The sequence below is a fragment of the Massilia sp. CFBP9026 genome (genome assembly GCF_034045165.1).
In the GTDB taxonomy this organism is placed as follows: Bacteria; Pseudomonadota; Gammaproteobacteria; order Burkholderiales; family Burkholderiaceae_D; genus Telluria; species Telluria arenae.
Window position 1 is genome coordinate 91,383 of sequence record NZ_JAXCWH010000011.1, and the last position, 18,128, is coordinate 109,510.

At 66.2% G+C, this 18,128-nt stretch carries 17 protein-coding genes and 1 riboswitch; of the genes, 11 read left to right on the forward strand and 6 right to left on the reverse strand.

Annotated elements, in window-relative coordinates:
- Positions 1-3 precede the first annotated feature (3 nt).
- The 7 genes from SOM28_RS22945 to cysM all read left to right on the forward strand — a co-directional run bounded on the left by SOM28_RS22945 (position 4) and on the right by cysM (position 5,933).
- Positions 4-309 (forward strand): integration host factor subunit beta, encoded by a 306-nt coding sequence (locus SOM28_RS22945; RefSeq protein ID WP_005668997.1) that lies wholly within the window; start codon positions 4-6, stop codon positions 307-309.
- A gap of 156 nt (positions 310-465) precedes the next feature.
- Positions 466-783 carry a LapA family protein gene (locus SOM28_RS22950; protein ID WP_071359980.1) on the forward strand — a complete coding sequence of 106 codons (318 nt, stop codon included), beginning with the start codon at positions 466-468 and terminating at the stop codon, positions 781-783.
- 21 nt (positions 784-804) lie between these two features.
- On the forward strand, positions 805-1,980 hold the full coding sequence (lapB, locus tag SOM28_RS22955) for a lipopolysaccharide assembly protein LapB (RefSeq protein ID WP_123068055.1): 1,176 nt from the start codon (positions 805-807) through the stop codon (positions 1,978-1,980).
- A 5-nt stretch (positions 1,981-1,985) separates the two neighbouring features.
- Positions 1,986-2,960 carry a D-glycero-beta-D-manno-heptose-7-phosphate kinase gene (gene rfaE1, locus SOM28_RS22960; protein ID WP_320469562.1) on the forward strand — a complete coding sequence of 325 codons (975 nt, stop codon included), beginning with the start codon at positions 1,986-1,988 and terminating at the stop codon, positions 2,958-2,960.
- A 122-nt stretch (positions 2,961-3,082) separates the two neighbouring features.
- The gene (locus tag SOM28_RS22965; protein WP_320469563.1) at positions 3,083-3,427 is read left to right on the forward strand and encodes a ComEA family DNA-binding protein; all 345 of its coding nucleotides are present in this window, start codon (positions 3,083-3,085) and stop codon (positions 3,425-3,427) included.
- A gap of 99 nt (positions 3,428-3,526) precedes the next feature.
- Positions 3,527-4,900, forward strand: a complete 1,374-nt coding sequence (locus SOM28_RS22970; RefSeq protein ID WP_187271480.1) for a M20/M25/M40 family metallo-hydrolase — start codon at positions 3,527-3,529, stop codon at positions 4,898-4,900.
- 130 nt (positions 4,901-5,030) lie between these two features.
- A complete protein-coding gene (cysM, locus tag SOM28_RS22975) occupies positions 5,031-5,933 on the forward strand; it encodes a cysteine synthase CysM (protein ID WP_123068059.1) in 903 nt (300 codons plus the stop codon).
- Between the two features lie 235 nt (positions 5,934-6,168).
- Here the strand turns inward: cysM and SOM28_RS22980 are convergent, their stop codons facing one another.
- The 5 genes from SOM28_RS22980 to SOM28_RS23000 form a co-directional block, all read right to left on the reverse strand.
- Complete coding sequence (locus tag SOM28_RS22980) at positions 6,169-6,507, reverse strand: hypothetical protein (protein ID WP_320469564.1); 339 nt, start codon at positions 6,505-6,507, stop codon at positions 6,169-6,171.
- A 453-nt stretch (positions 6,508-6,960) separates the two neighbouring features.
- Positions 6,961-8,046, reverse strand: coding sequence for a lytic murein transglycosylase B (gene mltB, locus SOM28_RS22985; RefSeq protein ID WP_320469565.1), 1,086 nt, complete (start codon positions 8,044-8,046; stop codon positions 6,961-6,963).
- Positions 8,043-10,034: a transglutaminase TgpA family protein gene (locus SOM28_RS22990; RefSeq protein ID WP_320469566.1), complete on the reverse strand. Its 1,992-nt coding sequence runs from the start codon at positions 10,032-10,034 to the stop codon at positions 8,043-8,045. The genes mltB and SOM28_RS22990 overlap by 4 nt, the downstream gene beginning before the upstream one ends.
- Entirely contained in the window at positions 10,031-11,062 is a 1,032-nt protein-coding gene (locus SOM28_RS22995) for a DUF58 domain-containing protein (RefSeq protein WP_320469567.1), read from the reverse strand. Before SOM28_RS22995 ends, SOM28_RS22990 begins: the two co-directional genes overlap by 4 nt.
- The gene (locus SOM28_RS23000; RefSeq protein ID WP_147933882.1) at positions 11,062-11,982 is read right to left on the reverse strand and encodes an AAA family ATPase; all 921 of its coding nucleotides are present in this window, start codon (positions 11,980-11,982) and stop codon (positions 11,062-11,064) included. Before SOM28_RS23000 ends, SOM28_RS22995 begins: the two co-directional genes overlap by 1 nt.
- A 197-nt stretch (positions 11,983-12,179) precedes the next feature.
- Between SOM28_RS23000 and SOM28_RS23005 the strand changes: the two genes are divergently transcribed.
- From SOM28_RS23005 to ylqF, 4 genes are all read left to right on the forward strand, one after another.
- A complete protein-coding gene (locus SOM28_RS23005; protein WP_123071431.1) occupies positions 12,180-13,112 on the forward strand; it encodes a histone deacetylase family protein in 933 nt (310 codons plus the stop codon).
- Between the two features lie 206 nt (positions 13,113-13,318).
- A complete protein-coding gene (locus SOM28_RS23010) occupies positions 13,319-14,191 on the forward strand; it encodes a hypothetical protein (protein ID WP_123071430.1) in 873 nt (290 codons plus the stop codon).
- A gap of 9 nt (positions 14,192-14,200) precedes the next feature.
- A complete protein-coding gene (locus SOM28_RS23015) occupies positions 14,201-15,379 on the forward strand; it encodes a hypothetical protein (protein ID WP_320469568.1) in 1,179 nt (392 codons plus the stop codon).
- 447 nt (positions 15,380-15,826) lie between these two features.
- Positions 15,827-16,774, forward strand: coding sequence for a ribosome biogenesis GTPase YlqF (ylqF, locus tag SOM28_RS23020; RefSeq protein WP_123071428.1), 948 nt, complete (start codon positions 15,827-15,829; stop codon positions 16,772-16,774).
- A 150-nt stretch (positions 16,775-16,924) separates the two neighbouring features.
- Here the strand turns inward: ylqF and SOM28_RS23025 are convergent, their stop codons facing one another.
- The gene (locus SOM28_RS23025; protein WP_123071427.1) at positions 16,925-17,740 is read right to left on the reverse strand and encodes a DODA-type extradiol aromatic ring-opening family dioxygenase; all 816 of its coding nucleotides are present in this window, start codon (positions 17,738-17,740) and stop codon (positions 16,925-16,927) included.
- An 87-nt stretch (positions 17,741-17,827) separates the two neighbouring features.
- Positions 17,828-18,069, forward strand: a riboswitch (cobalamin riboswitch).
- Positions 18,070-18,128: the final 59 nt, after the last annotated feature.

Sequence of the window (18,128 nt, forward strand, 5' to 3'; positions counted from 1 at the left end):
CAGATGACCAAATCCGAGCTGATCAACCGACTGGCTGAGCGTTATTCCCAGCTGGTGGCGAAGGATGCGGAGTTTGCTGTCAAGACCATCCTCGATGCGATGACCAACGCCCTGGCGACCGGGCAGCGCATCGAGATCCGTGGTTTCGGCAGCTTCTCGCTGAACAGCCGTCCTCCGCGCATCGGACGCAATCCGAAGTCCGGCGACAAGGTGATGGTGCCCGAAAAACGGGTGCCGCACTTCAAGCCGGGCAAGCAGTTGCGCGAGCGGGTGGATGCGATGGTCGGGCAACCGATCATCAACGATTAGTCGTCGAGCAGCCCCAAGAAAACGGCATCCGAGAGGATGCCGTTTTTTATTTGCCTTTCTCCAAGTGGCTTCTGGCCCACGCCCGGTGTCATTTTGAAATATCATGGCGAATATGCGACACTTCGCCCTCACACCATTCTCCAGCGGAACCTGCTGATGAAATTTGTCTCGACCATCGTCGGAATCGTCCTGTTCATTCTCTTCTTCGGCTTTGCCCTGAAGAACACTCAGGAAGTCGACCTGCATTTCTTCCTGCAATATGAATTGCGCGGCCCGCTGGTGCTGATGCTGCTGGCCTTCTTCGTGGCCGGCGCCGCCTTCGGCATCCTGGCGCTGGCCCCGACCGTGTTCCGCCAGCGCCGCGAGAAGTGGCTGAACAAGATCACCATCCAGTCCCTGCAAAGCGCCGCCGGCACCGGCAACGCAGCGCCGACGCCGGACAGCGTGACCCCGCCGCCTGCACCGCGCCCCTGAACAATAAGAAAACTAGAATCCATGGAATTTGAACTCTGGATGCTGCTTGGCATCCCATTCTTCTTTGGCCTAGGCTGGCTTGCCGCCCGGGTCGACATCAACGAACTGGTTTCCGAATCGCGCACCTTGCCACGCGGTTATTTCAAGGGCCTCAACCACCTGCTGAACGACCAGCCGGACAAAGCCATCGATTCCTTCATCGAGATCGTCAAGCTCGACCCCGAATCGGCAGACATGCACTTTGCCCTCGGCAACCTGTTCCGCCGCCGCGGCGAAACCGAGCGCGCGATCCGCGTGCACCAGAACCTGCTGGCGCGGCCCGATCTGCCGGCCGAGGACAAGGCGCATGCCCAGTACGAGCTCGGCATCGATTACCTGAAGGCCGGCCTGCTGGACCGCGCCGAGGAAACCTTCAACCAGCTGGTCGACACCTCGTATGCGGTCAAGGCGCGCCGCTCGCTGCTCGAGATCTACCAGCGCGAGAAGGAATGGAAGCGCGCCATTGCGGCCGCCGAAGGCCTGCAGGATTCGGGCGCCGGCTCGCGCCAGAAGGAAATCGCCCAGTTCTATTGCGAACTGGCCCAGGATGCGCTGGTGCACACGGCGTCGGGCGACGCCATGCAGTTGCTCGACAAGGCACTGGAAGCCGACCGCCACAGCGTACGCGCCACCATCCTGCGCGGCGACGCGCAGCTGGCCCAGGGCGACGTCGAAGAGGCATTGAAGACCTGGCGCCGCGTCGAGCAGCAGAGCGTGCCGCACGTGGCCCTGGTGGCCGCGCGCCTGATGGATGGCTACCGCAAGGTGGGCCGCCCGCAGGAAGGCGTTAACCTGCTCAAGTCCTACCTGGCCGAGGCCTCGTCGATCGACCTGATCGAGGTCGTGTTCAAGGCCGTCATCGAGCTCGATGGCGTGCAGGCGGCTAAGGAACTGGTGGTCGAAGAGCTGCGCCGCAATCCAACCCTGCTGGGCCTGGATAAACTGCTGGAAGCGCGCCTGATGGATGCGCCGGCAAATATCTGGGAAGAGCTGTCGATGGTCAAGAACCTGGTCCAGCGCTATACCCAGAAGCTGGCGCGCTACCAGTGCAGCCACTGCGGCTTCAAGGCGCGCCAGTTCTACTGGCACTGCCCGGGGTGCAACCGCTGGGATTCCTACCCGCCGCGCCGCACCGAAGAACTGAATGTGATGAACTGAGTACGATGAACAAGCCGACTCCAAGCCGCCTGCTGGTGGCTGACGATTTCCGCCTGCAGGCGGCCCCGCAACTGTCTTCCGTGCGCCTGCTGGTGGTGGGTGACGTCATGCTCGACCGCTACTGGTTCGGCGACGTTTCGCGCATCTCTCCCGAGGCCCCGGTGCCCGTGGTGCGCATCCAGAAGCGCGAAGAGCGCCTGGGCGGCGCCGCCAACGTGGCGCGCAATGCCGCCGCCCTCGGCGCTCACACGGGCCTGTTGGGCGTGGCCGGCGCCGATGAAGCGGGCGACCAGATGGAGCAATTGCTGCAGGATGGAGGCATCCACAGCTACCTGAAGCGCGACGAGGCGATCTCGACCATCATCAAGCTGCGCGTGATCGGCCGCCAGCAGCAGATGGTGCGCATCGACTTCGAGGATGCGCCGACCGAGAACGTCCTGCGCGACAAGCTCACCCAGTTCAAGGCGCTGCTGCCGGACTACGACGTCATCATCCTGTCCGACTACAACAAGGGTTCCCTGGTCGATGTGGCCGAGATGATCGCGCTGGCGCGCACCGCCGGCAAGATCGTGCTGGTCGATCCGAAGGGCGACGATTTCACGCCGTATCGGGGCGCGAGTATCCTGACCCCGAACCGCTCCGAGCTGCAGCAAGTGGTGGGCGGCTGGAAGACCGAAGAGCAATTGCTCGAGAAAGCGCAGAAGCTGCGCCAGGAACTGAGCCTGGACGCATTGCTGCTGACCCGCTCCGAAGAAGGCATGAGCCTGTTCACGCAGGACGAAGTGCTGCACGTGCATGCCGACGCGCGCGAGGTGTTCGACGTCTCCGGCGCGGGCGACACCGTGATCGCCACGCTCGCCACCATGCTCGGCACCGGCGCGCCGCTGGCCGAGGCCCTGGTGACCGCCAACCGCGCCGGCGGCATCGTGGTCGGCAAGCTGGGCACGGCGACCGTGACCCGCGAGGAGCTGTTTCCGTAATCAACCCGCCTGACGCTTGATCGCGCTCAGTCCCCGGCCCCCAACATTAGCCGGGGTCATCCGTCTAAGTGAACACCGGCGGCGCCCCGCCGTCGGGAGTATTCACTTACGGAGAACATTCAATGATCAAGAATCTGATGCTGGCGGTCGCCGTCCTGGTCGCCTCGGCCGGCTTCGCCTTTGCCCAGGTGGACGTCAACAAGGCCGACGCCGCGGCGCTCGATGGCGTGAAGGGCGTGGGACCGAGCATGTCCAAGGCCATCCTGGACGAACGCGCCAAGGGCGAATTCAAGGACTGGTCCGACCTGCAGGGACGCATCAAGGGCCTGGGCGACAAGAAGGCCGCCAAGCTGTCCGAGGCCGGCCTGGTGGTCAACGGCAAGGGCAAGGAGGGCGCCGCTGCGGCCAAGCCGGTCGCGAAAGACGCCAAGCCGAGCCAGGCGGCCGACGCCAAGGCCGCACTGTGATCGCTTGATGACATGTATTGACTGACATTCCTGCGGCCGCGTGGCAAGATGTGCAAGCTCATCTGTTACAGCTTGCACATCAATACCAGAAAGGTAACCATGCCTCACGCCCGTGTTTCCACCGCCTTGCTGGCGGCCCTGCTGGCCGCGTCCGCGACGGCTTCTGCCGCCACCCCGGCCCAGCCGAACATCACCGCCCAGCAAGCCCAAATCAACAAGATCCTGGGCGAAATTTCGCAGAAGCGCATCGAAAGCCATATCCGCAAGCTGGTCAGCTTCGGCACCCGCCACACGATGTCGGAGACCGAATCCGAGACGCGCGGCATCGGCGCCGCGCGCCGCTGGATCAAGGCCGAGCTGGAGCGCTGCGGCGCCGGCACGCCACTGCAGGTGGCCTTCGACAGCCACATGGCGCCGGTCTCGGCGCGCATCTCCAGGCCGACCGAGATCGTCAACGTGGTCGCGACCCTGCCGGGCACGCAGGCCGCCTCGAAGGACCGCATGTACGTGGTCAGCGGCCACTACGACTCGCGCGCCTCGGACGTGATGGATGCAACGTCGGATGCGCCGGGCGCCAACGACGACGCTTCGGGCACCGCCGCCATCATGGAACTGGCCTGCGTGATGGCCAAGTACAAGTTCGACGCGACGCTCGTGTTCATGGCCGTAGCGGCCGAAGAGCAGGGCCTGATCGGCGCCCGTCACTGGGCGACCCAGGCGCGCGAAAAGGGCTGGAACGTGGCCGGCATGTTCACCAACGACATCATCGGCAGCTCGCGCGGCGACGATGGCAAGGTCGACGATAAATCGGTGCGCCTGTTCGCCCAGAGCATTCCGGCGACCAAGGAAATGAGCGAGGCCGTGCGCCAGCTGGTGGCCACCGGCGGCGAGAACGATTCGATCTCGCGCCAGCTCGCGCGCCACACCAAGGAGCAGGGCGAGCGCTATGTGAAGGGCTTCAAGGTGTCCGTCATCCAGCGCCACGACCGCTACCTGCGCGGCGGCGACCACATGCCGTTCCTGGAGCAGGGCTATGCCGCGCTGCGCTTCACCGAACCGGCCGAAAACTTCGACCACCAGCACCAGGACCTGCGTACCGAAAACGGCAAGGTGTTTGGCGACACCATCGACCACGTCGACTTCCGCTACGTTGCCAACGTGACCAAGGTGAATGGCGCCGCCATGGCGTCGCTGGCGCTGGCGCCATCCGCGCCGCAGGAAGTGAAGCTGCGCACCGCGGGTCTGACCAACGATTCGACCCTGGTGTGGAAGGCCAATGCCGAACCCGACCTGGCCGGCTACCGCCTCGTGTGGCGCGATACCACCAGCGCCAATTGGGAAAACTCGAAGTGGGTCGGGAATGTAACTGAAGCGACCGTCGACCTGTCGAAAGACAATGTGTTCTTCGGCGTGCAAGCAGTCGACAAGGATGGCAACGTCAGCCCGGCCACGTATCCCTTGCCGCTGCGCTAAACCAACGTACGTCCTGCCTGTAAATTGATGGGGCGGGCATCGGTGGACAAGTCCACTGATGCCCGCCCCGACGCCGTATTGCTTCTCAGATTAAAATGGCGCTTTGGTATCGCAAGGAATAGAGAAAGCAATGGCTTACAAGACCATCGAAGCCACGATCGGCAACACGCCGCTCGTGCAGCTGCAGCGCCTGCCTGGCGCCGACATCGCGGCCCGCAACAATATTATCCTGGGCAAGCTGGAAGGCAATAACCCGGCCGGCTCGGTGAAGGATCGCGCCGCCATGTCGATGCTGCGCGGCGCCGAGCTGCGCGGCCAGATCAAGCCGGGCGACACGCTGATCGAAGCCACCAGCGGCAATACCGGCATCGCGCTGGCGATGGCGGCCGCGATCCTCGGCTACAAGATGATCCTCCTGATGCCAGACAATTTGTCGGTCGAGCGCCGCCAAAGCATGGCCGCGTATGGTGCGCAAATCATCCTGACGCCGAAGTCGGGCGGCATGGAATACGCGCGCGACATGGCCGAGCAGATGCAGAAGGATGGCCAGGGCATCATCCTCGACCAGTTCGCCAACTTCGATAATCCGCGTGCGCACTACGAGACCACCGGTCCAGAAATCTGGCGCGACACCGAAGGCCGCGTCACGCATTTCGTCAGCGCCATGGGCACCACCGGCACCATCATGGGCGTGTCGCGCTACCTGAAGGAACAGAACGAGGCGATCCGCATCGTCGGCGCCCAACCCGAGGAAGGCTCGTCGATCCCGGGCATCCGCAAATGGCCCGAAGCCTATCTGCCGAAGATCTACGAAGCAGCGCGCGTCGACCAGGTCGAGAGCGTGAGCCAGGCCTCGGCCGAGCAGATGGCGCGCCGCATGGCGGCCGAAGAAGGCATCTTCTGCGGCATCTCGGCCGCCGGCGCCTGTGAAGTGGCGCTGCGTATCGCCCAGACGGTGGAAAACGCGACCATTGTGTTCGTGGTGTGCGACCGCGGCGACCGTTACCTGTCGACCGGCGTCTTCCCGGCCTGAACGGCGCCGCGCCAAATGAAAAGGCCGCCTGGATGACAGGCGGCCTTTGTTGTATCAGTCGCTGGGACTGCTTAGACCGTTCGGCCAGCGCGTAGCTGGGGTATCCGGTCGTCCGCCAATGCGGCGGCTCGTACGCCCGCGCGGGCGTACGCACTACTCATCCGGCGGCGCGCAAGGCGCCGCCCATCCTTGTCAAGGCAGAAGTCCGGGCGCCAACTGCCGCGCCCGCGACGACTCAGTCCTTCGAAGCAGGAGCCGCGCCTTCTTTCGGCTTGAACTGCTTGTCGCTGATGCGGAACTTCGCACGGCGATCGCCCATCAGGTAGCGCAGGTCGCGGATCGACAGGTCGCTGACTTCGTGCATGCGGATCAGCAGCGAAGCACCGACCGGCAGGCGGTGGTGGCGGATCTTCGAGATCACCGGCGGCGCCACTTCGAGTGCGCGCGACAGGGCTGCGTCGTTCTTCAGGCGCAGGTTCTCGATCAGGGTATCGAGCAGGCGGTTCGGGTTGTACTGAAGCAGCTCATCGCCTTCCGAATCGCTGTTCATATCAATGCCGACTTGGTTAGTCATGATTCAAATTCCTATCTGGGGTTGAAACGGAGTCGCTGGCGGCGTTCGATTCCGGAAGTTTAATTTCGTAATTTTCTATTCAATTGTACAACTATTTTTATTCCGATACTCATGAGCAAGTCGGAATCATTTCTCTCACCTAGGATTTTGTTGTCTCAATGCAACAATAGCCGCAATGCAATTCTCTCACAAAGTCACTAGGGAAATATATTGTTTTTTATTTAATGACCAGTGTACGGGCATCCAGCATTTGATGCCGCACGGTACGAGATTTGCTGACGAAATGGAAAGAAACAGGGGGGTATGTTGCTATCAGTGCTATTTTTGTCACGGACACAACAATGTTGTCGGCGGATACCCCTGGGGGGTATGTAGGTGAATGCCTACGAGTAAAGGAAGGAGAAAACGGGAAACCTGTTACAAAGGATTACAAAGTTTCCCGCTAGGAAAGAGTCAATCAGGCCGTGCCGCCCGCACCGCGCGACCCAGATCGACGACCGACATGGCATAGAAGTAACTGCGATTGTATTTAGTAATGGCATAGAAATTATCGTTAGCCACCCAATACTCTGTTGCTTCGGCGCCATTCTGCAGGTCAATCAGGCCATACAGGCGGTCGCCCGGCAGCGCCGTCCCCGTGACCACGCCCGCTTCGCGCAGTTCCTCGGGGCGCAGGGTTGCTTCCAGGCCGCGCCCGAGCAAACCTTCCCAGGCGCGCTTCGGCGAGACGTCGGCCGCGAACGCGGTCGGGCCGCGGTGCTCGGGATTCCAGCCATGCTGGACCAGGAAGTTGGCCACGCTGCCGATCGCATCGGTTGCCGAACCGCGCAGGTCGACCCGGCCGTCGCTGTCGAAGTCGACGCCATACTTGAGAATATTGCTCGGCATGAACTGCGGCATCCCGACCGCACCGGCGAACGAGCCCAGCAGCGAGAACGGATCGTAGCCGCGCTCGCGCGCCAGCACCAGCGTGTTGGCCAGCTCCTCGCGGAAGAAAGCCTTGCGCGCTGCCTGGTTCGGCGCTTCCGGATAGACGAATGCGAGCGTGGTCAGGCTGTCCAGCACGCGGAATTTGCCGGTATCGCGGCCATAAATGGTCTCGATGCCGATGATGCCGACGATGATCTCGGCCGGCACGCCATAGGCCGCCTCGGCGCGCGCCAGCGCATCGGCATTCTCGTTCCAGAAGCGCACGCCGGCGCGGATGCGGATCGGCTCGATGAAGCGCGCGCTATAGGCTTGCCAGTTCTTCGGCTTGCCCGGCGGCGCCGGCTTGACCAGTTGCACGGCGCGGTCGATGAAACGGACCTGGCCGAACAGGGTATGCAGCGCTTCGCGCTCGAAACCGTGCTGCGTGACCATCTCTTCAATGAACTCGCGCACCGGCAACCATTCGACGAAGTTGACGTGTTCCGGGTCCTGGTCGGCCGCAGCCGTCATGGCGGCCTGGGTTACGGTGGTCTGGGGAGCGGCGAGGGCATCGCCATGCGCGCTGGCAGCAAGCGCGAGCGCGGAAAACAGGATTGCGATCGATTTCATCTGACTTGCGACAATAAGCTTTTCAAGGTGGCGGTAAGCCGGGGATCGGTTGTCGGGGGCGCATAGCGCCAGGCGCTGTAACGACGCAGGAAGTCCTGTGCCGCCGTGCGCGTTTGCGGCGCCAGTTCGCTGGCGCCGGCGACCCGCGCCGCGTAGGCGCTCGGTCCTTCGTCCTGCGCGCGCGCCAGGCCCAGCTGGCCGAGACGCTTGCACAGGGTCGAGTATAGAGCATCGACCGGGTGGATTTCCCGACGCCGGCGCAAAAAGACGAGCAAGGCGAGGCCCACGGCAACAGACGTTAGCAGAGCGATAAAAGGCCAGCCGAACAGTTTGCGCTGCAGGTCGCGCACGACCTCGCGCTGGCGCTCGGGCGTATAGTTGAGCACCCACTGGTTCCAGCCATTGTTGACGGCGCTGGCCGCGTTGCGCAGCTGGGCCAGCCAGGCATTGGCGCCGCTGTGGAAGGGATTCATGCCGCGCAGCGCCTCGATGCCGAACGGGGCTGGGCGCTGCACCGAGGCGTCCAGGCCGCGCCGCACGCGCTCGGGCGCCACCGCCGCGGTGGGGTCGACTCGCTGCCAGCCGATCCCCGCGATCCAGACTTCGGCCCAGGCATGGGCATCGGACTGGCGCACCGTCATGAAGCCGTCGAGCGGATTGATCTCGCCGCCCTGGTAGCCGGTCACCACGCGCGCCGGCACGCCGGCGGCGCGCATCAGGAACACGAAGGCGCCCGAATAGTGTTCGCAAAAGCCCGAGCGGGTGCCGTACAGGAATTCGTCGACCGTGTGCCGGCCCAGCAGCGGCGGAGACAAGGTGTATTCGAAGGGCTGCTCGCGGAACTGCGCCAGCACGGCTTCGACCCGCTGCGCCGGATCGGGCAGCCGGCGCAACTCGCGCCCGGCGGCCAGCGCGCGCGGATTGAAGCCATACGGCAGCAGCAGCCAGCGCTGGGCGTCGTCCAGGCTCGGCCCGCCCTGGAAAACGAATTGCAGGTGCGAGCTGGCGCGATAGCGCACCCGGCTGGCGATGGCGTCGTTCGCGGTCAGCTCGAACTGCGGCGAGAGCCGCAATTCGTGGCCCGCCACCTGCGGCAGCTCGCCCGGCATCTCCAGCGTAAATACCCAGCGCGACTGCGAGGGTTCGAGCGTGACCTCGTAGTCGATCGCGTCGCCATGCACCGTCAGGTGCAGGTCGCGGCCCGAGGCCTGGCTGGCGCCGCGCGACCAGGTGAGGCCGTCGAAGAAATCGAGCACCGGGCCGCGCCAGTAGCGCTGGGTCTGCACCGGGGGAGGCGTCAGGAAGCGCACGCGAAAGGCAGTCTCCTCGGACAGGGCCAGGTTCGACATCTGGCCCGGCGCCATCGAATCCGACAGGCCCGAGCTCGGGCCGGCGGCATCACCCGGCATGGTCCACAGCGGGCCGTGGATGCGCGGGAAGACCACGAACAGCACGATCGCGATCGGCAGGGCGAAGGCCAGCGTGCGGCCGGCCATCGCCAGGCGGGTGCGCAGCGGCGGCACGGCGCATGCGAACTGGAACGATAGTTGAGTCGCAAGCAGTAGCAGCACCGAGGCCACCGTCAACAGGGCAGTGCCGATGCCCTGGGAATAGAAGAAGTTGGTCAGCACCAGGAAGAAGCACAGGAAGATCACGACGAACAGGTCGCGCCGCGCATGCATCTCGAGCATCTTGAAGGCGACCAGCAGCACCAGCATCGCCACTCCGGCATCCTTCCCGAGCAGGGTCTCGTAGCTGAACTGCACGCCGGCCATCGCGGCCACCGCCACCGGCAGCAGCACCAGGGCCGGCGGCATGCGCTTGCCGCGCAGGGTGATCGCGGCGCGCCAGGCCAGGGTGGCGCCGCACAGCAGCGAGACCCAGAGCGGCAGGTGCAGGGCATGCGGCGCCAGCACCAGCACCGCGCTGCCCAGCAGCAGCAAGGTGTCGGCCTTGTCGCGGGTGAGCGGCGTCGCCAGGAGCTTCATGCCGCTTCCCCAACGCCCTCATCGAGCCCATGCAGCGCCAGCGCGCGCAGGCAGGCCGCCTGGTGGGCCGCGCCCAGGGCGGCGGGCAAGCGCAGCGCGCCCAGGCGGAAGGCATAGGGCAGGGCGCGGCTCTCCGCCTCCAGCACCCAGCGCGTCAGGCGCGACAGGCGCAGTTCGAGGTCGAGCGTGGCCGGCAAGGCATCGAAATCGAGCACCAGTTCGTCGCCGCCGCCGCCCTCGAAATGCTTCGACACCAGGGCGCCGCCGATGCTGGGGTCTAGCCGGGCGATCTGGCGCCAGGCCAGCTGGCGCGGCGAATCGCCGGCCTGGTAATTGCGCACGCCGGCGAAATCGTCGTGGCCGGCGGCGCGCAGGCTGCTGCCGCTGCCGCCGCCCAGCGGCAGGCCCGGTGCGCCATCCTCGGGGCGCGGATAGACCAGGGCGCGCGCGGCCGGGCGCCAGTAGCTCCAGGCGTTGAACAGGCCGAGCGGAAAATGCGTCGACAGCTTGACCCGGGCCGGCGCCAGCCAGCCGCGCTGCAGGGTCGGCACCGACAGGGTCAGGATCGCGTGGGTGCCGGGCGCGATGTCGGCCACGTGGCGCGGCTCGGCGGCGTCGGAAAAATCGGCGCGGACGGCGTAGCGCGCCAGGCGCGTGCGGTTGAAGACCTGCAGCTCGAACTGGACTTCCTGGCCCGCGAACGCGGGCGCGACCCGGCCCTGCTGCAGGGCCAGGTGCGCCAGGTTGCGGTAGGTGGCGACCATGTCGACCAGCGCGCAGGCCAGCGCCAGAAAGGTCAGGCCAAAGCCCAGGCCGAGCGCATAATTGATCGAGCCGATCAACAGCACCGCCAGCAGCACCGCGAAGCCCAGGCCGGCCCGGGTGGGCAGGATGAACACGCGGCGCTGCTTGAGCACCACCTCGCCGGCGTCCAGCTTGCCGGCGCGCGGCAGCCAGGCGCCGGTCGCGCGGCGCAGCCGCCCCCGCAGCCCCTGCCGCCCCTGCACCTTCTGCTGCGCCTGCGCCATCAGACCGGGACCGCCTTCTGCAGCTGCAGCACCAGGTCGCGGCTGGCCAGCGCGGTGCCGTGGGCGGCGCGCAGGGGGCGCAGGCGGTGGGCGCAGACCGGCACCAGCACGGCCTGGATGTCTTCGGGGATCACGTGGTCGCGGCCTTCCAGCGCGGCCCAGGCGCGGCCGGCCTGCAGCAGGGCGATCGCGGCGCGCGGCGACAGGCCTTCGGCGAACAGGCCGTTCTGGCGCGAGGCCTGGGCCAGCGCCTGCACATAGGTGACCAGGTTGCTTGACGCGTGGATCTCGCGCAGCTGGCGCTGGGCCTGGGCCAGTTCCTCGGGCAGCATTGCCGGCTGCAGGGTTTTGAGCATGCTGCGGCGGTCTTCGCCCATCAGCAGCGCGCGCTCGGCGGCGGCGTCCGGGTAGCCCAGGCTCAGGCACATCAAGAAGCGGTCGAGCTGCGATTCGGGCAGCGGGAACACGCCGACCTGGTTGGCCGGATTCTGGGTCGCGATGACGAAGAAGGGCTCGGGCAGCGGCCGCGTGACGCCGTCGGCCGACACCTGGCGTTCTTCCATCGCCTCGAGCAGGCCCGACTGGGTCTTGGGCGTGGCGCGGTTGATCTCGTCGGCCAGCAGCACCTGGGTGAAGATGGGGCCCGGATGGAACACGAACTCGTTCTTGTCGCGCTCGTAGATCGAGATGCCGGCCACGTCGGCCGGCAGCAGGTCACTGGTGAACTGCACCCGGTTGAAGCGCAGGCCGAGCGAGATCGCCAGCGCATGCGCCAGGGTGGTCTTGCCCACGCCCGGCAGGTCGTCCAGCAGCAGATGGCCGCCGGCCAGCAGGCAGGTCAGGGCCAGGCGTACCTGCTGGTCCTTGCCGACCACGACTTCGTTGACCTGGCGTGCGACGGCGTGCATTTTGTTGAACATGGATTTTCCGTGGTTGGTCGAGGCGGTCGATGCGTCTGCAATACGGCGGCGGCCGAGCGGGGCCCCGGCTTGCCGTGGTAGATTAGCGCCATTGGCAAGCTTCATGCCCTGGCAAGCGCCAGCCGTTCCAAGGGATTCTATGCGAGAACGGCGACACGGGGTGTGAATGGATGAGCATAGTCGGAGACGAGAGCACCATGAGTACAGCGATTTACAGCCACCCGGACTGCCTGCGGCATGAAATGGGCAGCTGGCACCCCGAATCCCCGGCCCGCCTGCAGGCGATCGACGACCAGCTGATCCTGGCCCGGCTGGACGGGCTGATCGAGCAGCGCAGCGCGCCGCTGGCCGAGGTCGAGCAGGTCTTGCGCAACCATACGCAAGGGGCGCTGGCGCTGGTGCGCGACCACGTGCCGGCCACGCCCGGCGACTACTATCCGCTCGACGGCGATACCTCGCTCTGTCATTACAGCTACCAGGCGGCGCTGCGCGCGGCCGGCGCCGCGGTGGCCGCCACCGACGACGTCATCAAGGGCAGCGTCTCCAACGCCTTCTGCTCGGTGCGCCCGCCCGGCCACCACGCCACGCCGACCGAGCCGATGGGGTTCTGCTTCTTCAATAATGTCGCGATCGCGGCGCGCCATGCGCTCGAGGCCCACGGCCTGGAGCGCGTGGCCATCGTCGACTTCGACGTCCACCACGGCAACGGCACCGCCGATGCCTTCCGCGACGAGCCGCGCGTATTGATGGCCAGCTTCTTCCAGCATCCGTTCTATCCCTACAGCGAGGTCGAACCGGTCACGGCCAACCGCATCAATGTGCCGGTGCCCGCGCGCGGCGACGGCGACGCGGTGCGCGCGCTGGTGCAGGAGCAGTGGCTGCCGGCCCTACACGCCTTCAAGCCGCAGATGATCTTCATCTCGGCCGGCTTCGACGGCCACCGCGACGACGATATGGGCGGCATGGGCCTTGTGGAGGCCGACTACGCCTGGATCACGCGCCAGATCATGGCGGTGGCGAAGGAACACGCCGGCGGGCGCGTCGTGAGCTGCCTCGAAGGCGGCTACGACCTGTCGGCGCTGGGGCGCAGCGTGGTGGCGCACCTGAAGGTGATGGCGGATCTGGAGTAGGGTGGTTGACAGGGTGGCTTGCGTGATGGCTTGGGTTCCCGCCTGCGCGGGAACGACGTTTTTTCGCAGAGCCTGAACGCCGTTGACGCGACTTCGAATATGTACGTCAGTACGTCGTTCCCGCGCAGGCGGGAACCCAAGTGACTCTCCTCACCACTAACGCATACCGGCAGCCACTCAGCCGCTTTCGCGTAGAGGAGATAACCGTGAACAAGAAACACACCCTGTGTGCGCTTTGCCTGCTGTCGGCCGCGGGATTGGCCGAAGCAACCAACTACACCCTCTGGATCAACGGCCGCAACGGCGGCGGCACCCCCGGCAACTATGCCGACTTCCGCTACTGGGGGCCGGACACCACGCCCGCCGGCGTCAACAAGAAGGCCGTCAACTGGGACGGCTACAGCAGCATCGCTTCGCAGAGCGGGCGCGTGCGCGACGCGCTCGACTGCTTCTGCACCGGCCAGAACTGGTGCTATATCGCGGCCTACAGCGCGGGCGAGCCGCTGCTGGGGTACACGCTGGCCAATTTCGGCGGCACCACGCGCGCGCTCAAGAACGCCACGCCCAATGGGGACGGCGTCTGCGGCGACGCGGGCGGCGTGCAGGGCGGCTGGAACATCAAGTGGGTGAGAGTGGCCTCGGGCGCCGCGGGCGGCTCCGAACTGGCCAACGCCGGCGCCTGGACCACCTCCGAACCGCTGGTGCAAGACCTGCGCACCGGCACGGCGCGCGCCATGTACAACCACAACGACACCCGCAATATCTGGTTCTACCGCTACGCCGGTGCGCGCGGCACCGTGTATTCCTTCCTGCTGCCGGGGCAGGACGACGAAGTCGTGGCCTACCACAGCAGCGGCGGCGCGGCCGGCAATTCCGGTCGCTCGCTCTGCAATCCGGGCGACTGGTTCTGCGACGACCTGCGCTATGGCACCGAGCCGAACCAGGGCGGCAGCGTCAAGTGGAGCTGGCACTCGGTCGCCTTCCGCGACGATGGCGAAGACTTCGACCACTACGGCGACGGCAACTGGGAGGGCATCATCGGAGTCGTGCGCGAGGCGACGGTCAACACCGCCAACTAGGGGCACGGTATGGGGTGGCGTTGGCGCTGGCCAGCCGCGGCTGGGGTGGCGGCCTGCATCGGCCTGGGGCTGATTGTCCTGGTGGACCGAGGCGAAGCGGTGCCCGACACGGCGCAGGCGCCGCCGTCCGTGCCTCCTGTCGCCGTGGCGCGGCCCGTCGAGCAACCGCCCGAGGACCGCGCGGCGCGCCGGCGCCAGCTGGTCGAGCAGGTGCGCCTGACCGACCACACCTATTGCAGCTACCTGGCGCATTCGCGCTACCCGCACGAGTCGCGGCCGGCCGGCCACCATCCCGACCAGCTATACCCGAACCAGCCGCTGCACGAGACCAACCCGATGCGGGCGGAGGGCGGCGACAGCCATCCAGACGTCCAACTGCAGACCGCGCAGTCGCGGGTCTACCTGGCGGCGGGCGAGCAGGCCGCCTTCACGTTGCGCGCGCTGGACGCGAACGGCCAGCCGTTGCCGCTGGTCGTCACGCGTGCGCTGGCCCAGGGCATGACCTATGGGCCGAGCCGTCCGGCGCCGCGGGTCGCCGTGCCGTTCGCGGACGAGGGCGGCGCCTGGCGCGGGACACTGGCGCCGGCGCAGACGGCGCTGGCCGGGTTCCACGGCACCATCCGGCTCGAGGTCCGCTACCAGGCCGGCGGCCGCGAAGGTGTCGTGCTGTTCGACGTCATCTACTCGCCGCAGTCGCCTGCCACCTGGAGCGGCGCGCCGCGCGAGGCGGTCGACGGCGGCGCGCTGCAGTTCGCGCTGCCGCTGGACGTGCGCCTGCCCGGACGCTACGTGGTCACGGGCCGCGTCGACGATGCGGCTGGCCGGCCGTTCGCGCTGGCCACTTTCAACGAAGTGCTGGGGCAGGGCGCGCAGCAGGTGCGGCTCCAGGTGCACGGCAAGCTGCTGCACGACGGCGCGCCGCGCCTGCCGCTGCTGCTGCGCGACGTCGAAGGCTATCTGCTGCGCGAGAATGCCGACCCCGACCGCCTGCTGTTGCCGCGCCTGGAAGGCAAGGTGTTTGCCAGCCGCACCCGTTCGCTGGACGGCGTGCCGGATGCCGAGTGGCAGAGCGAGGAACGCAGCCGCTACCTGGCCGAGTATGCGAAGGACCGCGCCGCGGCCCGCGCGCGGCTGACGCGCTTCGATCCGCAGGCGACCTTGCCGCCGGCGGCCTGCGGGCGGGATTAGAACCTATCCCGGTAGGTGGGGGGAAGTTCATGGCGATGCATGGCGAGCGTGAGCAAGGCGCGAGGAGGCCGCATGGCTAGCCATGCAACGACGAGCAACGCAGCGCACGCTTGCCAGGCGCGGCAGGAACAACTCCCACCTACTGGGATAGGTTCTTAGTAGGGAAGCAGCGGCAACTGCTCGACCAGCGCCGACACCACGATGGCGCAGCACAGCATCAGCACGCCATACCAGCGTGCCAGCGACCGTTTCAGTTTTTCCCGTACGCGCATTCCCATCTCCATCTTGTGCAGGCAAGAGAGCAGTGTGCGCGCGGAATATGTCATCAGTGTTGCAATAGCTCAACGGTATGTGCGATGGAAAGAGGGCTTGTGGCGGCGCCGCTACGTTTGTGTCGACGCTCAGCGTAAAATAGCGCCTTGGACGAAAGATTAAGAGAGCAATAGCATGTCGATACAATGGTTCCCTGGCCACATGAACGCGGCCAAGAAGGAAGCAGCCGAGCAGATGGAAAACATCGATCTGGTGATCGAGGTCCTCGATGCGCGCCTGCCCGAGGCGAGCTGCAACCCGCTGGTGGACCAGCTGCGCAAGTTCCGCCAGCGCCCCTGCCTGAAGGTCCTGAACAAGATCGACCTGGCCGACCCGCACGCGACCGCCGCCTGGAAAGCCTATTACGACGCCCAGGATGGCGTGACCGCCTATCCGATGACGACCAAGAAGCCGGCCGACGTCGCCCGCATCCCGGAGCTGGCCCTGTCGCTGGCCCCGCACCGCGGCGTGCCGACCAAGCCGCTGCGCATCATGATCATGGGCATTCCCAACGTGGGCAAGTCGACGCTGATGAACGCGCTGCTGAAAAAGCGCGTGGCCAAGGTGGGCGACGAGCCGGCCGTGACCAAGACCCAGCAGCGCCTGTACCTGAACAAGAACGTGGTGCTGGTCGATACCCCCGGCATGCTGTGGCCAAAGATCGCCATGGCCAGCGACGGCCTGATGCTGGCCGCCAGCCACGCGATCGGCACCAATGCGCTGGTCGAGGAAGAAGTGGCCGAGTACCTGGGCGAGCTGCTGCTGCAGCGCTACCCGCAGCTGCTCACCGCGCGCTACGGCTTCAAGACCGAAGGGATGGACGGCGTGGCGGTGGTCGAGGGTGTGGCGCAGCGTCGCGGCTTCCGCGTGCGCGGCGGCGACTACGACTACGAGAAGGCGGCGCATACCCTCTTGCAGGATTACCGCCAGGGCGCGCTGGGCCGCATCAGCCTGGAAACGCCCGAGTCGCGCGCGGCCAGCCTGGCCCAGCATGAGGCCGAGGTGGCCGAGAAGGCCCGCATCGCGGCCGAGAAGGCAGCCGCCAAGGCCGAAGAAGCGGCACGCGGCAAGCGCGGGACGTAAGGCGCGCCTCTAGCGTGCGTTTCCAGCGTTAGCCTCAAAACGTCGTACCCGCGAAGGCGGGTACCCAAGTGTGCCAGCGTTACGGTAGCTCACGCAGTACTTGGGTACCCGCCTTCGCGGGTACGACGTGCTGGCGGCGCAGCAGATTGCTTAAACCTGCGGCGGCTCTCCGAACCTGAAACTCGACACCGCCAGATTCCCCATGAACGCGTCTTCATGATAGACGCAGGCCGCCGCCTCCTGTTCGGCCGCCCCTAATGCCACCATCAGCGGAATCAGATGTTCCTCGCGCGGATGCGCCGCCCGTGCCTGTGGCGCCGTGTCCCAGCGCAGCAAGGCTTGTTCACGTTGCGACGGATCGAGTTCAAGCAGCGCGTGCTGCAGCCAGCCATCGAAGGCTTGCGAGGCTTCGCGCCCATTCGGCCCGAACTGGCGCAGGTTGTGGTACGACAGCCCGCTGCCGATGATCAGGATTCCCTCATCGCGCAGCGGCGCCAGCGCGCGGCCCGCCGCCAGGTGGGTGGCCGGATCGAGGTCGCGCCGGATCGACAGCTGCACCACCGGCATGCGCGCTTCCGGATAGACCGGGTACAGCATCGAGAACGTGCCATGGTCGAAGCCCCGTTCGGCGTCCAGCGCGGCCGGGTGGCCCGCAGCTTCCAGCAAGTCTGCCACGCGCCGCGCCAGTGCCGGCTCGCCCGGCGCCGGATACTTCACCTGGTAGGTGTGCGGCGGGAAGCCGCCGTAGTCGTAGATCATGCCGGGCGCAGTGCCCGACGACACCATGAACTGCGGCGTCTCCCAGTGGGCGGTCACGACCAGCACCGCGCGCACCGTCTCTCCAGCCTCGGCGCGCATGGCAGCCAGCGAGGCGGCCAGTTGGTCGTAGGCAGTACCGTACTGCTCGCGCATCCACGGCCAGGGGCCTCCGCCGTGAGAGACGAAGTAAGTGGGTAGACGTGCCATGGCAGCTCCTTATGAAGCATGAAAACAACGATGGTAGCCGATCCCGCGCCAAGCTGCCGGCGGCCGGGCAGGCCGCACCTTGTCAAGGTATAATCGCCCCGTTTTGGTGCTCTCGCGCACATCCAGGTGCGCGAAGTTAAACGGGAAACACGACATGGCCGCGCCACGCGCCGTCATGGAAGTGTGCTGCCCCCGCAACGGTCAACAAGCGCCGCGCTCCCATTCAACAGGCGTGGCGGACGGTCTCGACAACCACTGTGCATGACGCGCAGGAAGGTGAGGCCGTCATGCTTGCCAGCCCGGATACCGGCCAAACCAGGTGGAAGCGCCAGGCGCTTCCGTTGACTCCGGCCTGCGGGGAAGCAGGCCGGTGCCTTTTATCGAGAAC